Raw genomic sequence first — 15,807 nt, 5'->3', positions numbered from 1 at the left:
AACAAATATCATGAATAAGACACCCCAGTCAACATACAGAATACGCTTTAATGACTGTGATTTATTTGGTCATTTAAATAACTCGAAGTATTTAGATTATTTTATTAATGCACGCGAAGATCATTTAAAACAATTTTATGAATTTGATTTAAGTGAGTATTATAAAAGCAATTTAGGATGGGTAGTGTGGAGTCACGAAATTGCGTATGTACGACCAGCAAAATATAATGAAATGGTAATGATTCAATCTTCTTTACTTTCTGCATGTGACCAATTTCTACATTTCGAAGCCATAATGCTGGATGAAAATCAAAATCATTTAAAAGCAATAATGAGAACCAAGCTGATACATGTAAGCACGGTTACAGGTAAAAAAGAACTTCATAGCTCCGATTTTTTGAAATGGGCTAAAACAATTGAAAACCAAGAAGCCAATCAAATTCCAGATTTACAAGCCCGGATTAAACAATTGACTTCTATTCTTAAAGACAATAAACACTACTCTTTAACCAATAAATAGAATTAAGCAAAAAAATGTATGAAAACAGTATTAATCACAGGAGCAAGTCGTGGTATTGGAGCAGCTACAGCTGTATTAGCAGCTCAAAAAGGATACAATGTGGCGGTAAATTACTTAAAGAATAAAGAAGCTGCAGAAAAAACTGTAACCGAAATTTTAAATCTGGGCGGAAAGGCTGTGGCATTTCAAGCTGATGTTTCCAAAGAAAAAGAGGTAATAGATTTATTTAAAAACATTGTGTCTCATTTTGGAAAAATAGACACCTTGGTTAATAATGTGGGTATTCTTGAAAATCAATCACGACTTGATAATTTAAAAATGGACAGGTTGGAAAGAGTCATCAATACCAATATTTTCAGTTGCTTTATTTGCTCAAAAGAAGCAATTAAACAAATGTCAACTGCTTATGGTGGCAATGGCGGTGCAATTGTAAATGTTTCATCAATTGCCTCAAAAACAGGAGCTCCAAATGAATATATTGATTATGCGGCAACAAAAGGCGCTATAGATGCACTTACCACAGGTTTGTCTAAGGAAGTAGCAAATGAAGGAATCCGAGTAAATGCAGTTCGTCCAGGCTTTATTTATACCGATATTCATGCAGATGGAGGCGAGCCAAATAGAGTGGAGCGATTAAAAGATAGCATTCCTATGAAACGTGGTGGCTCATCAACCGAAGTTGCAAATGCAATCTTATGGCTACTTTCAGATGAAGCGTCATACGTTACTGGATCCTTTATTGATATCGCAGGAGGTAAATAAATCAAATCTTAATAAGCATGAAATTCGACTTAGATAAATCAATCGAAATACTAGAAAGGACGCCTACTACCATATATTCTTTACTGAATAATATATCAGAAGATTGGGTGCTTTTGAATGAAGGAAATAATTCTTGGTCAGCATTTGATGTACTTGGTCATCTAATTCACGGTGAAAAAACGGATTGGATTCCTCGAGTAACAACTATACTCTCTAATAATTCAGATAAATCATTTCCTCCGTATGACCGCTTAGTCCAGTTTAAAAATAGTAACGGAAAAACGATGGAGGATTTACTTGAGGAATTTGTCCAACTTAGAAAAGAGAACATACAGTATTTAAAATCAAAAAAAATCACTACAAAAGATTTAGAAAAAAAAAGGAGTTCATACGATATTTGGTGAAGTCACTTTGGCACAACTAATCGCAACTTGGATGGTACATGATTTGAATCATATTGCACAAATCACCCGAATATTGGCAAAGCAATACAAAAAAGAAGTAGGTCCTTGGATTGAATACCTAACCATCCTTCAATCAAAATGATTACGCTTTATAGTTTTTACATAAAGAAACGTTACTAAACAATTATCAGTGAACCAAAAAAGAATCAATAGCTATAAAAATAAAATGCTGTCAATTAAAAGCATCGAGTACTTAATCGGTGAAATAGCATTTGCGAATCATATTACTTTTATCGCGATAGACCCACTCCAAGCTGACTAAAACGGTTTGATTGAATTATACCAATTAAAGTCCTATTTGGACACTTTGAATGCTACTAATTTTCAGAAATAAATCATACTTACACCAATGTTACACCCAAACGACAAAATAAATATGTTTGTTATTTCAAACATAAAAACTATATTTGTCCATAATAACAGACATTAAGTATGGCAACTAGTAAAAAGCAATCCGTTTTTCCAAAATACGAAAAGATATTGGAACAGATGGGTGAAAATATAAAGATGGCTCGTAAAAGAAGAAAACTCACTATGATACAAATAGCTGAGAGAGCCGATATATCTCGATCTACTTTACACCTAATCGAGTTAGGAAACTCAAGTGTGGCAATGGGAGCTTATTTCAATGTACTTCGCGTTTTGGGACTACAAGACGACTTCCTAAAACTTGCTGCAGACGATGAATTAGGAAGAAAACTCCAAGACCTCGAACTGCTAAAATAGTTTTAATACAAAAAATGTATTAAAAATGATGTTGTAATTTACGATAATCGACTGTCCTTAGCTTTCGCAGTCGAGTGTCAAATGTTTGAAGAATACGTAAAAAGAAAAGCTGTTTGAGCGTAGCGAGTTCTTTTCTTTTAGTTTTCGAAAACTAATTTGACCGACGAGAAAGCGTTAGACTTGAAATCGAAGATTCATGAATACAAAAAAAAACAATAAATGCGCATGAATATTTTTTTGTTTCTTTTTTGATCAAGCAAAAAAGAAAATAGGTAAAACTAATTTTTACTTTTAAGACAAACTATTGGTATTAATTGAAGATCTGTAATAATCTAATCATATCAAACAAAATATGTCAACAAAAACCTACATATACATTTACGCCCACTGGAAAGGCATGCAAGACCCTAAACTAATAGGCATTTTATCAGCACAACAAGCCAAAGGCAAAAAAGCATTCAGCTTTGAATACGATAAAAACTGGCTCAAAACAGAACAGAAGTTTCTTCTAGACCCAGACATCCAACTCTATGGTGGTCCACAATACCCAAACCAAAAAGAAAACTTCGGAATTTTTCTAGACAGTATGCCCGACACTTGGGGACGCACACTAATGAAACGCAGAGAAGCACAATTAGCTAGAGAAAATAACGAAAAACCAAAAACGCTTTATGATATTGATTTTCTTTTAGGCGTCTATGACGAAAGCCGTATGGGAGCCTTGCGTTTTAAAACAGATCCACAAGGCGATTTCTTAGACAATAATAAAACCACTTCTACTCCTCCTTGGTCTTCTATCCGAGAGTTACAAAAGGCAGCATCCATTTTCGAAAATGACAACGACAACGAAGAAGTCAATAAATGGTTAACAGTATTGATGGCTCCTGGTTCTTCATTAGGGGGAGCAAGACCAAAAGCCAATATTCTAGACAGCGACAAAAGTCTTTGGATTGCCAAATTTCCATCCAAAACAGACACTATCGATAAAGCAGCTTGGGAATTCCTAGCCTATCAATTAGCAATCAAAGCAGGAGTTGAAATGGCACCATGCCGTATAGAAAAAATTAGGGGCAACCACCATACTTTTTTCACCAAACGATTTGATAGAGAAAACGGAGAAAGAATTCACTTTGCTTCTGCAATGACCATGACAGCGAACAATGAAGATACCATTCGAGACAATCAGGCAAGCTATTTGGACATTGCTGAATTTATTAGTAATCATGGTGCTAATGTAGAAGCTAATCTACACCAACTATGGCGAAGAATCGTTTTCAATATTGCTATTTCAAATACAGACGACCATCTACGCAACCACGGTTTTATATTAACTAATGAAGGTTGGATTTTATCCCCAGCATATGACCTTAATCCTTCGATAGACAAAGACGGCTTAGCCCTAAACATTGATATGGATAACAATGCACTCGATTTAGATTTAGTAAAAAGTGTGGGCGAATATTTCAGATTAAACAAGAATCAGATGGATATAATTATAAAAGAAGTTCTTAAAGTAACAAGCAATTGGAAAACCATTGCCAAAGAAATAGGGATTTCAAGAGTAGAACAGGAATTGATGAATAAAGCATTTAATTTTTAAACATAATTATGATAGAATCATCTTTCGATAAAATAATTACAGCTTTAACTGTTAGATTAAAAGATTACCAGAATAATGATTACATTGGTAGTGGTGTCATATACTATCAAGATAACTTAAAGGATAAAGTTTACATACTAACAGCTTCACATTGTCTGTTTATAGATGGGGATAAATTCCAAAATCCACGAAATGAAATCTGTATTGATTTATTAAAATCTAATTTCTCTGATTATGAAACAATCAAAGTTCAGGTAAATTCAGATTTACTTTTTACTTCTGAAAAAAAAGATGTTGCGATCTTAATTTTAGACAAAAAAAATGTTGAAAATATAATCGGTGAAATTCCAAAAATATCTTGCGTTAAAGAAAGAAGCACTTACAGTGGTTTCATAACAAAGGGCTTCCCTAAAGCCACTTTTGGAGAAGAATTGGCGGTTCTGTATCCAACTTGGGATCAAAATATTGATTCTAGATTTCAACTACAAATGAAAGAAGATTATTCAGAATATAGTACACGGGGTTTTTCTGGAAGTGGTGTTTTTTTAATTGCTGATGAAGAAATATATTTATATGGTATTTTCACAAGATTTAGACCTAAAGAAAAAGGAAAAGTAATCTATTGTCAATATATAGAAACTGTAAATGAACTTTTAGATAAAAATTATTTCACAAAAATATCTTTCAGTTATTTTGGGAATTACGGATTAACCCCTAAGTTTTTTAATAAACATATTCAAAATGCAATTAAAGATTTAGGTCCAAGATTTAATGAAAGTTTGAATTTTCAACTACCTATTGCAAAAATTTTCAATGATATTGCAAAAGATAATTTATTCTTTAAACGGTTTTTAAATATAGTAGATAAATGGATTTTAGAGAAAGGCTATAGAAAAATAACGAATAATGTCCATCTTGATAAAATTGAATATGATTATGATGAGCTAAAGCAAAAAGTAACAGATTGGATAAAGAAACAAGAAAATTTAGTTACTGAAAAAATAGAGGTAAATTGGATATTTAATTCGATAGACAAACTCAATGAAGAAATTGAAATAAAAACAAGTGAACTTTATAAATTACAACGAGAAGAAGAGAAAAAAAATAAAGACATCCAAAAAGATTACAGCTATCGACCTCCTTATGAAGAAGAAATTAGCAGATTAAGAGAAATTGAGCATGGTAATAATGAATTTATTGATTCTATTTCGAACAAAATAAATGTCAATTTAGCTAATAATCCATATCTAATAATTAAAGGTGATGCTGGAAATGGAAAATCACATTTACTTGGAGACATTGCAAAAACAAGAATCGAAAGGAATTTACCTACATTGTTATTACTTGGACAGCATTTTGTAGAAAACAAGAATATTTGGGAAAACATCAATTCTAGTTTATCAATTTCTTGTACAAATAAGCAACTATTAGAAACTTTAAATAACATAGGGAAACACATTGGTTCGAGAGTGTTGGTATTGATTGATGCCATAAATGAAGGTGCGGGAGCAAATTTGTGGGAACCACAAATTGCTGGTTTCATAAATGAATTTCATCAATACCCTTTTGTTGGTTTAGTTTTAACTATTAGAACTACCTATTTGGATTTTGTAATCCCTGAAAATGTAAAAAACAACTCTGTCATAACATTTAAGAATCACGAAGGTTTCAAAGGAAATGAATATGCAGCACTTAAATTGTTTTGTGAATTCCATGACTTAAAACAACCACATTTTCCAATACTTGCACCCGAATTCACAAAACCTTTGTTTTTGCAACTAATCTGTAATGCTATTAAAGATACTCCAGATAAAACTTTCCCTCAAGGTTTTCAAGGAGTAAGCAAAATATTTGAAATCTACATCAACTCAATAAATTTAAAGTTTCAGAAAAAACGTGATGAGTATAAATATTCTAATGTTGTTCTAGAAGCAATTCATAAAGTTGCTTTTGCAAATTACAATAACGAAAATAATTCATTGCTTTTAAAAGATGTAAGGGCTTTATTAAAATTAGAATTTCCTGACAATAAACTTTTATTAAATGATTTGATTGAAGAAAACATATTTATAACAAACCCTCAAAGGAACTATAAAAGTAATCAAACAGAAGAAATAGTATACTTTGCTTATCAGCGATTTGGTGACTTTTACGTTGCTGATGAGGTATTAAAGAAATTCAAAAATCAATCGGAAGTTATAGAATCTTTTAAAAATGAAAATGAATTTGGAAAATTACTTTCAGATAGAAATGGATATTGGTATAATAACGGAATTTTAGAAGCATTTTCTATTCTACTACCTGAAAAATTTAATCTTGAGATTTTTGAGGTTTTTGACTGGTACTTTGAATTTGATGAGGATAAACATTATAAATATCATGTCATTGGAGAATTAAACAGGTTTTTATTAGACAGTTTGAATTGGAGGAAAATTGAGAGTATTGATAATGAAAAACTGGTCAATTGGTTTAGAGGAGATTACTTCCGTGTCTCTGATGATGATTATTTTTATAAACTAACTGAATTATCAACGGTTATTGGGCATCCGTTTAATAGTGATAGATTATTTAGAATTTTAAAAAGTTATAAAATGTCCCAAAGAGATAGTTTTTGGCAACAACATTTAAGACTTTTTAATGGTTTTATTGATGAAAATAATGCAAGTCCTCTCCGTAGATTAATAGATTGGGCTTGGACTCCTTATATTTCAAGTAAATTAGACTTTGAGACAACAAGACTTACTGGACAAACATTGGCTTGGGTTTTATCAAGCACTAATCGTAAATTAAGAGATCAAACAACTAAAGCGATGGTCAATCTTTTAGAACAGCAACCAGATGCCTTGATTCAAATCTTGAAAACATTTAAAAGGATTGATGATTTATATATATCCGAAAGATTATATGCTATTGCTTATGGTTGCGTTTTAAGAACCGAAAATATCGATTCTATAAATAAAATAGCATCGTTTGTTTATAATTCAGTTTTTAAAAACGGAAATTCTCCAAAACATATTTTATTGAGAGATTATGCTCGAAATACAATTGAATATGCCATTTATAAAAATTCAAAAATAAAAATAGACGTCAATCTTATTAGACCTCCGTATAGAAGCAATCTCCCTGAACGATTGCCTTCTAAAGAAGAAATATTAAAATACAATTTCCCATATAATGATCCTAAATCTAAAAAAGATGATAGATTAATGAACAATAGAATATATCACTCTGTAACAGGTTTTGGGGATTTTAGTAAGCATATTGATGGTTGTTTGGATGATTTTGCTCCAACAAGTTTTACATTCGAAACAGAATATAAATCATTTTATAGTTCATTAAGTAATGATAAGAAAAAGTTTTTACGAACTTTTATTAGCATTTTAAAAGCAAAAGCTTCTACAAAGAAAAACAAATATCATTTGACGCATACAATTGGAGATGATAAATATAAGTCTCAATTAGAAACGATTTTTAGATTTTTAGATGAAATTTTAAAGCTAATTGAGGATGTTTTTGAAGCTGAAGAAAAATTATATATACAGAATAAAGTACTTCCATTCTTAAAAGCAAAATACCGATTTAATGATTCGAGATTAAATAAAACGGATATTAACTCTTTTAAGTATTGGATTATTGATAGAGTATTTAAACTTGGTTATAACCATAAATGGCACGGTCAGTATGACGATCAAGTCAGCAGACACAATTATAGAAGTGATAATAAAATTGACCGAATTGGAAAAAAATACCAACGAATAGCATTATTTGAAATTCTAGCGATAATTTCAGACAATTATAAGCTTAGTAAATTTAGCTGGAGTAATGATAAAAAATATGAGTTTTACAAAGGCTCTTGGCAAATGTACATTAGAGATATTGATCCGGCATTCATAGTTAAAAATATTGAAGAAGATGAAGAAAGTGATGATTTAGGTATTCTAAATGGGGAAAAAGAATGGTGGGAGGATTTAGATTATAAATATTGGAAACAACCCAACTCTGACTGGATTGAAAAATTAGAAGATTTGCCAAATCTTAAGGATGTTTTAGAAAAAAAAGATTTACAAAACGAGGATTGGCTTTACTTAAAAAAGTTTACTTCTTGGGATGAACCAAAGCCTATAGGTGAAGATAAATACGAAGTTCAACGAAAAGAAATTTTTTATAAAACACAAGGTTATTTGGTTAACAAAAATCATAAAAAGAAAATAATTAGCTGGCTTGTTCAACAAAATTTTTGGGGAAATTGGATGCCTGAAAGTAGCGATTATAGTAAATTAATAAATAGAGAGAAATTTTGGTCACCAGCGTATTTTGATAGTGATGAAGAATTAAAATGGAGTACAATACGAGACACAAACTTAAAAGTTATAATTGCTTCTACAAATGCAGTTGGTAATATGAGTGATGATAAATCTGGAGCTCAATTTAGTTATGATATGCCTTGCAAAACAATTTTTGAGGGGATGAATTTACAATATGCATCAATTGATGGGCAATTTAAAAATGAATTGAATGAAATTATCGTAACTAACAATAAATATAGAGGAGTAATGATAAGAAAAAAAGAATTTTTAAAATTTCTAGATTCAAATAATTTGGAAGTAATTTGGACAGTGTTAGGTGAAAAAATGTCTTATCATTCAAATTGGAAGAATAATTTTTATAAGCGGTTGAGTGGTGTCTATTATCTTGAAGACGGTATTATTAAAGGTCAAACTAATTCTTTTAACGAACAATAGTTTTATAGTATGGAAATCAAATTTTTTCAAGCAGAGTGTGGAGATGCTTCATGTATCAGGTTTTTAGGAAATGATAATAAATATCATAACGTTTTTATTGATTCTGGTTACGAAAGAACGTTTCGGCATGTTTTAGAGAATGAGATTCAGAATATTATTGACAATAATGAAATAATTGATTTATGGATTATTTCACATATTCACGATGATCATATTGGCGGTGTAGTTAAATATATTGATACTGTCAATGATGGTGAATATAGTGATATTGTTAACCAATATTTTTATAACCCGCCTAGGATTTATGACTTCAAAGAATCAGCAAAGAGCATTAGTGAATTTAAAAGTATAAGCCAGGGAGATACATTCTATGAATATTTAAAATCAAACAATAAGCTTTTGGATTATGATATAACGAATTCAATTGAGCCAATAGATCTTTATGGTTTGAAATTAACAATCTTATCTCCAACACAAAAAAAAATAAATGATTTAAGATTAAAATATCCATTAGAGAGTAATAAATCACTTGAAAGAGAAGAAGATGAAAAAATAAGCGATGCGGTTGCTCCAAAACAAAATGACTACAAGACACTTATCAATGATTTTAATTTAAATAAATGGAAAGAAGATGATTCTGTTGAAAATGGAAGTAGTATTTCAGTTCTTACAGAATACAATAATAAAAAAATACTTTGGTTAGCAGATTCTCATCCCACTGACATTGTAAACTCATTAACAAAAATGGGATTTAGTAAAGAAAATAAAATAGTTTGCGATTGGGTCAAAGTTACACACCATGGTAGTAAAGGAAATAACAGTAATGCACTTTATGATTTGATTGAATGCAAAAACTATCTATTTAGCGTCAATGGAGAAAATAAACACAATCTGCCTTCTAAAGAATGTATTGCCAGAATTTTAAGAAATAAACAACGACGTAAAGACTCAAAATATAAGTTTCATTTTACTTATGATAATCAAACTTTGAGAAGTATTTTTAATGTGGAAAATGAAAACACTTTTAAGGAACATAATTTTGAAGTGTTTTATTCTGACAAAAGGTCTGTGGCCATTAACCTGATAGAAATCGAGTAAATAAACAAATAGTTAGACGGTATATTAAAATGCCATTTTTAACCTAACGGATGATATTGAAATTGTTCCTAAAAAACTATACATCGCTTTCAAAAAGAATAAAAACATTGCCGATATTGTAATCCTAAAAAAAGGAATCAAAATCTTTATTAATCTCAAAAAAGGACAATTAGATGATTCCAAAGGATTAATGAAAGACGTTTCAGAAACGGGACATTGGGGTAATGGTGATTATGAAGTAGTCGTAAAAGACACCTCACAGTTAGAGTACATTATGAGTTTGGTCAAACAAACGATACTGTAAAGAGCACCTGCCTACTAAGCAGGCTGTCGAAGCTTCGAATCCTTCTGCGTTTACATATTATTTTTTTTCTCAATAATTATCAAAACAAAATTCAAATAAAAATTGAGTTTAGCTTTCTTCAAACTTAATTATCTTTGATTAATAGATTATGTACCATAATTTCATTCTTTATCATTATGAAAAATATTCCAGTACGTCATATTGCTGAACAAAATGAACCTAAACTTTCCAGTAGTTTTAGTATTAGAGATATAACTCCTTTATTGACTGATAAAGATATGGAACAACAACTGCACAGACATGACTTTTTTTATATATTGATAATCAAGAAAGGTGCAGGAAATCACGAGATTGATTTTACAAACTACGAAATAACAGACCATACCGTTTTCATGATGCGACCAGGACAAGTACACCAGCTTTTATTAAAAGCCAACAGTACTGGATACTTAATCCAATTCAATTTAGATTTTTTATATTCTCATAATAACGCATCCCAAAATCATTTAACCAAACTAATCCAATACAATAATTACAATCTGGATCTGGACGGATTTAATAAAATCGAGTCCATTTTGAAGGAATCTTTAAAAGAATATACTGAGAAAATTAAAGGCTATCAGGAAGTTCTTAAGGCCAATCTTAGTATTTTTCTAATTGAACTATTGCGACAAAGACAAAATAAAATAATGCCTTCAGTGTCTACTAACTCTTATGTGCAAGAAAAACTAGAGCACTTTTTGGAACTAGTCGAAACTAATAGTACAACCTACAAGCAAGTTTCTCAATATACAAATTTACTAAACCTATCTTCCTATCAGCTGAGTGCTATTACAAAGTCATTACTAAATAAAACACCTTCAGAAATCATTAATGATTATATCATCCTTGAAGCAAAACGGCAATTATTGGCAACCTCAAATCAAGTTAGTCAAATAGCCTATCATCTAGGTTATGAGGATGCATCGTATTTTACACGCTTTTTTAAAAAACACACTAATTTATCTCCCGAATCATTTAGGCAAAACTCAAAATAAGTCCTATCCATCCTCATTTTTGTCCTATCAAAAAGATTTTTTTTCGAACTAATTTTGACTTATGAAATTATTAAAAAAGGAAATTATTATGAAAACAAAAATGAAACTAATGGCCTCCATAAAAATATGGCTAGCCATATATCCGTCAATTACACTCTTTTTATTCCTATTTGCTAAGGAGTTAGCAGTATTACCGTTATACCAACGAACATTTATTTTAACGATTGTACTAGTTCCTTGGATTGTATTTATAGGAGTTCCATTTGTAGATTATATACTGCGCCAATTTGGACAAAAAGACATAAACTAATTTTTGAATATGATAGGATTCTCTAAATTACCTGAATCAGGTTACCTTGTGACAAAAATTATTTTGATACATCTTGTTTATGGGTTTGGGTTATACTTCACAGCTCTTATTTTGAAAAAAGTACCAATTACTAAATAAAATGGAAACATCTATAATTAGTCAGCAAAACATAGCACGAAGAAAATTTATTAAACAAGCAGGATTTGGTTTACTAGCAATCACTTTTCCATTTCCATTTAAAAAAAATAGTATGAAAACAAAGACGAAACAATTTGATGTAATCATTATTGGAGGAAGCTACTCTGGCTTAGCCGCTGGAATGGCATTAGGAAGAGCATTGAAAAAGGTTTTAATTATAGATAGTGGCAAACCTTGCAATGCTCAAACACCACATTCCCATAATTTTTTGACACAAGACGGAAATACACCCAAGGCAATAGCTGATTTAGGAAAAAAACAAGTAGAAGAATATCCAAATGTTGAATTTTTCAATGGTATTGCTACAAGCGGTTCTAAATTTGAAAATGGTTTCGAAATCACTACTGAAAAGGGAGAAAAATTCCGTGCATCAAAATTAATATTTGCAACAGGCATAAAAGATAGTATGCCACAAATTGAGGGCTTTGCCGAATCTTGGGGAATTTCTGTAATACACTGTCCCTACTGTCATGGTTATGAAGTAAGAAATACCAAAACAGGAATTCTAGCTAATGGAGACTATGCCTATGAATTTTCAATACTAATCTCCAATTGGACTTCTGATTTAAAAATTTTTACCAATGGTAAATCAACATTGATAAAAGAGCAACAAAATAAATTGAAAAAACATAATATCAGTATTATTGAAAAGGAAATTGATAATATTGAACACATCAAAGGCTATATTCAAAATTTAGTATTTAAAGATGGTACAAAATCACCCTTAACGGCATTATATGCTCCAAGACCATTTGTTCAACATTGTGCCATTCCAGAAGCATTAGGATGTACAATAAACGATGAGGGTTACATAAAAGTTAATGCATTTCAAGAAACATCCGTTGAGGGGATCTATGCCTGTGGTGATAATACAACTCGATTAAGAACGGTGGCAAATGCAGTTGCAATGGGTACAGCAACTGGAATGGCAGTAAGTAAGAAAATGATTTTCGAACAGTTTTAAAGGTATAATGATGAATAACAGAAATAACGAATACAAAGATTTTTGGAATGAACGGTACGGTAAAGCCGATTTTGTTTACGGCAAAGAACCGAATTTATTTTTTAAAGAATGGATACAAAAATTTACTCCTAAATCTATTTTAATGCCAGCAGATGGTGAAGGAAGAAACGGCGTCTATGCGGCCCAATTAGGTTGGAAAGTAATCTCAATTGATTTAAGTGAAGATGGAAAATCAAAGACATTAAAATTAGCAAAAGAGAATCAAGTTAGTCTTGAATATATCATTGGTGATCTTGAGGATATTCAATTAAATAAAGAATCATTTGATGCGATTGGATTAATTTATGCCCATTTTACAGCTGAAAAAAAATCAAAATTGCACAAAAAAATAAATGATTGTCTCAAACCTGGTGGAATTATCATTTTTGAGGCTTTTAGTAAACTTCACTTATGTTACAATGAACATAATCCAAAAGTTGGAGGTCCTAAAGATATTGATATGTTATTTTCTAAGTTGGAAATAATATCCTATTTTCAGGATTATGAAATACTACTTCTAGAAGAAAAAGAGATTAATTTAAAAGAAGGAAACTATCATAACGGAAAAAGCTCTGTTATTAGATTTGTCGGAAGAAAAAAATAATTAATGCTACAAAACAAACATTAAAAAAGTCACTATCGTGGCTTTTTTAATGTTTATAAATTTTACAGTATTTAATAAGCAGCAACTCATATTATTTTCAAATGATTCAGTATAAATCAAATAATTAAAGTGTTCCTACACAATTTGAATTTTATCCTATTCAACTTCATTTTTATCCTATAACCCCCTCAGTACCTCAAACTATCTTTGTTTAATAAAATTATTAATTAAAATTTAATCAAATGAAAATCATTATTGTAGGTGCGACTGGCACCATGGGAACACACTTAGTAAAAGCTTTAGAAAACGAACATGAAGTAATTAAAGTTGCTTCTAAAGGTGGGGATATTGACACCGATATCACCTCGATTGAATCAATTAAAAACATGTTTGAACAAGTCGGTTCATTTGACGCATTAATATCAACAGCAGGACCAACATTCGTTGGGCCATGGAATAAACTTGATAATAATACATTCAGAAAAGGAGTGGAAGGGAAAATGATGGGACAAATTAATTTAGTGCTTATCGGACAACACTATATCAATCCAGGAGGTTCATTCAGTTTAATCACAGGTGCTTTAACGGAAGAACCGCAAGTTAATTTCGCCAATGCATCTGCTGCTAATGGTGCAGTTGAGGGATTCGTTCGTGCTGCAGCTATTGAACTTGACAATGGCATCCGTATTAATGCAATAAGTCCAACCGTTATTGAAGATTCTCCTCAGTATTTTCCATACTTCCCTGGAGAAATTCCAACAACTATGAGGCAATTGGAATTTATGTTCAAGAAAAGCTTATTTGGAAAAGTAACTGGACATATTATTAAACCTTAATTGCAAATACGATAGTTAACTATAGGTCATTATTTGCAGTGGTGTTGACCTATAGTTTTTATGTAGTTTCTCCCGAACTACTTTTCAAAGAAAAAAAAACTAATAAGTGCTTCTAACGGTCATTTATTAAGTAACAAAAAATAAAATACAAGATCAAATATTCAAATAAAAATGAAAAATAATTTAAATAAGACCATAGTAATTGCCTTGTTCGCAATTGCAACAAGCTCGGCACAAAATAAAATAAGTTGGGAGCGTTACGAGGATAATTTTACTGCTTTAAAAAAAGACACTTTAAAAAAAGGGGTAGATAAATTAAAATATATTCAACTTAGCAAAAATAGTAGTGTATCATTGGGTGGAGAAATAAGAGAACAATTTCAATACTACGAAAACCAAAACTTTGGAGATGTATCAACTACAATCACAAACTCTAATGCTGTACAAATATGGCACAGAGCAATGGTTCATGCTAATGTAGAATTAGGAAGCAAGGTGAGACTGTTTGCTCAAATAGGAAGTAACTTCCGCTTCGCCAACCCAGATCCATTAGTAGCACAAATCGATGAAAATCAATTGAGCATTCACCAAGCATTCATCGATTACAAATTTCATAGTAAATGGTTAGCAAGGGTTGGTAGACAAGAAATGTACTATGGAAATCATCGTTTATTCACTTTTAGAGAAGGTCCAAATAACAGACTTACTTTTGATGCTGCTAAAATTGTATATCAGTCAAATAAAAGAAAATATGACCTGTTCATTATGGCACCGGTTATAGCTAAAAAAGGAGTATTTGATGACTCTTCTTTTAATGAAGTCGTAATAGGTTTACACACTACTGAGAAAATTATAACTAATTATTTAATAATGGATTCATATACTCTATACTATAACACAGACAATAGAAGCTATAATTACATGAAAGGTCATGAAAGACGTGAAACTTCAGGAATTAGACTCTATTCTTCAAACAACACTTTAAATTATGAAATTGAAGCGAATTACCAAAAAGGAAAATTCAATGATTTAAAAATAGAAGCCTACAGTTTAAATGCAGATATTAACTATAATATAAATACAAAACACAATCTCATTTTGGGAGTTGGTGCTAACTATACATCGGGAGATAAAAATCCAAGTGATAACAAATTAAACACCTATAATTCAATATTTTCAAAACCTCCATTTGGATTAGTCGCTCCTATTGGTTTGTCAAATATAGTAAACATAAATCCCTATATAAAAATCAATCCTACCGAAAAAAGCAATATATATGCGGGCATTTATTGGTTAAGAAGACAAAGTAATAAAGATGGTACTTATTCTCCAGGCGCAGGAGGAGCTATTGAAACTAGACCTACTCCAGCTCTACTGTATAGTTCTGTTTCTAAAGATATTGGAACTCTATTTTTAATAGAAAGTAATTATTTTATCAACAAAAATATTTCGCTTGGTCTTGATACTTCATATCTAACTGCTGGCAATTATCCCAAAGAAACAGGAACAGGTCAAGATATATTATACATTTCATTTAAATCAACATTCAAGTTTTAAATAGTACTATGTTTTAATCAAAAACTCATTAATTTTAAATTATTAA

Annotated in this window: 15 protein-coding genes; all 15 read left to right on the top strand. The window is 30.8% G+C overall.

Features of this window, described 5'->3' with window-relative positions; genetic code table 11:
* The first annotated feature begins 10 nt into the window (after positions 1-10).
* The 15 genes from SLW70_RS10285 (at position 11) to SLW70_RS10215 (ending at position 15,761) form a co-directional block, all read left to right on the top strand.
* Positions 11-520, top strand: coding sequence for an acyl-CoA thioesterase (locus SLW70_RS10285; protein WP_320888261.1), 510 nt, complete (start codon positions 11-13; stop codon positions 518-520).
* Positions 521-538: 18 nt separating this feature from the next.
* On the top strand, positions 539-1,282 hold the full coding sequence (locus SLW70_RS10280; protein ID WP_320888260.1) for an SDR family oxidoreductase: 744 nt from the start codon (positions 539-541) through the stop codon (positions 1,280-1,282).
* A 17-nt stretch (positions 1,283-1,299) separates the two neighbouring features.
* Positions 1,300-1,686: a DinB family protein gene (locus SLW70_RS10275; protein ID WP_320888259.1), complete on the top strand. Its 387-nt coding sequence runs from the start codon at positions 1,300-1,302 to the stop codon at positions 1,684-1,686.
* 7 nt (positions 1,687-1,693) lie between these two features.
* Positions 1,694-1,828, top strand: a complete 135-nt coding sequence (locus SLW70_RS10270) for a hypothetical protein (RefSeq protein ID WP_320888258.1) — start codon at positions 1,694-1,696, stop codon at positions 1,826-1,828.
* A gap of 350 nt (positions 1,829-2,178) precedes the next feature.
* The gene (locus SLW70_RS10265; protein WP_320888257.1) at positions 2,179-2,472 is read left to right on the top strand and encodes a helix-turn-helix transcriptional regulator; all 294 of its coding nucleotides are present in this window, start codon (positions 2,179-2,181) and stop codon (positions 2,470-2,472) included.
* A 352-nt stretch (positions 2,473-2,824) separates the two neighbouring features.
* Entirely contained in the window at positions 2,825-4,072 is a 1,248-nt protein-coding gene (locus SLW70_RS10260; RefSeq protein ID WP_320888256.1) for a HipA domain-containing protein, read from the top strand.
* Between the two features lie 488 nt (positions 4,073-4,560).
* Entirely contained in the window at positions 4,561-8,814 is a 4,254-nt protein-coding gene (avs2, locus tag SLW70_RS10255; RefSeq protein WP_320888255.1) for an AVAST type 2 anti-phage system protein Avs2, read from the top strand.
* Positions 8,815-8,823: 9 nt separating this feature from the next.
* Positions 8,824-9,912 (top strand): MBL fold metallo-hydrolase, encoded by a 1,089-nt coding sequence (locus SLW70_RS10250; protein WP_320888254.1) that lies wholly within the window; start codon positions 8,824-8,826, stop codon positions 9,910-9,912.
* A 34-nt stretch (positions 9,913-9,946) separates the two neighbouring features.
* Positions 9,947-10,216 carry a DUF5655 domain-containing protein gene (locus tag SLW70_RS10245; protein WP_320891785.1) on the top strand — a complete coding sequence of 90 codons (270 nt, stop codon included), beginning with the start codon at positions 9,947-9,949 and terminating at the stop codon, positions 10,214-10,216.
* A gap of 176 nt (positions 10,217-10,392) precedes the next feature.
* Positions 10,393-11,253 (top strand): helix-turn-helix transcriptional regulator, encoded by an 861-nt coding sequence (locus SLW70_RS10240; RefSeq protein WP_320888253.1) that lies wholly within the window; start codon positions 10,393-10,395, stop codon positions 11,251-11,253.
* 88 nt (positions 11,254-11,341) lie between these two features.
* Positions 11,342-11,563: a hypothetical protein gene (locus SLW70_RS10235; protein ID WP_320888252.1), complete on the top strand. Its 222-nt coding sequence runs from the start codon at positions 11,342-11,344 to the stop codon at positions 11,561-11,563.
* A gap of 139 nt (positions 11,564-11,702) precedes the next feature.
* Positions 11,703-12,725, top strand: coding sequence for an NAD(P)/FAD-dependent oxidoreductase (locus SLW70_RS10230; RefSeq protein ID WP_320888251.1), 1,023 nt, complete (start codon positions 11,703-11,705; stop codon positions 12,723-12,725).
* 7 nt (positions 12,726-12,732) lie between these two features.
* On the top strand, positions 12,733-13,368 hold the full coding sequence (locus SLW70_RS10225; protein ID WP_320888250.1) for a class I SAM-dependent methyltransferase: 636 nt from the start codon (positions 12,733-12,735) through the stop codon (positions 13,366-13,368).
* A 275-nt stretch (positions 13,369-13,643) separates the two neighbouring features.
* Entirely contained in the window at positions 13,644-14,204 is a 561-nt protein-coding gene (locus SLW70_RS10220) for a short chain dehydrogenase (protein ID WP_320888249.1), read from the top strand.
* 207 nt (positions 14,205-14,411) lie between these two features.
* Positions 14,412-15,761 (top strand): alginate export family protein, encoded by a 1,350-nt coding sequence (locus SLW70_RS10215; protein ID WP_320888248.1) that lies wholly within the window; start codon positions 14,412-14,414, stop codon positions 15,759-15,761.
* The last annotated feature ends 46 nt before the right edge of the window (positions 15,762-15,807 follow it).

Origin of the sequence: Flavobacterium sp. NG2, assembly GCF_034119845.1 — a bacterium.
In the GTDB taxonomy this organism is placed as follows: Bacteria; Bacteroidota; Bacteroidia; order Flavobacteriales; family Flavobacteriaceae; genus Flavobacterium.
This window is presented reverse-complemented; position numbering and strand designations above follow the sequence as displayed.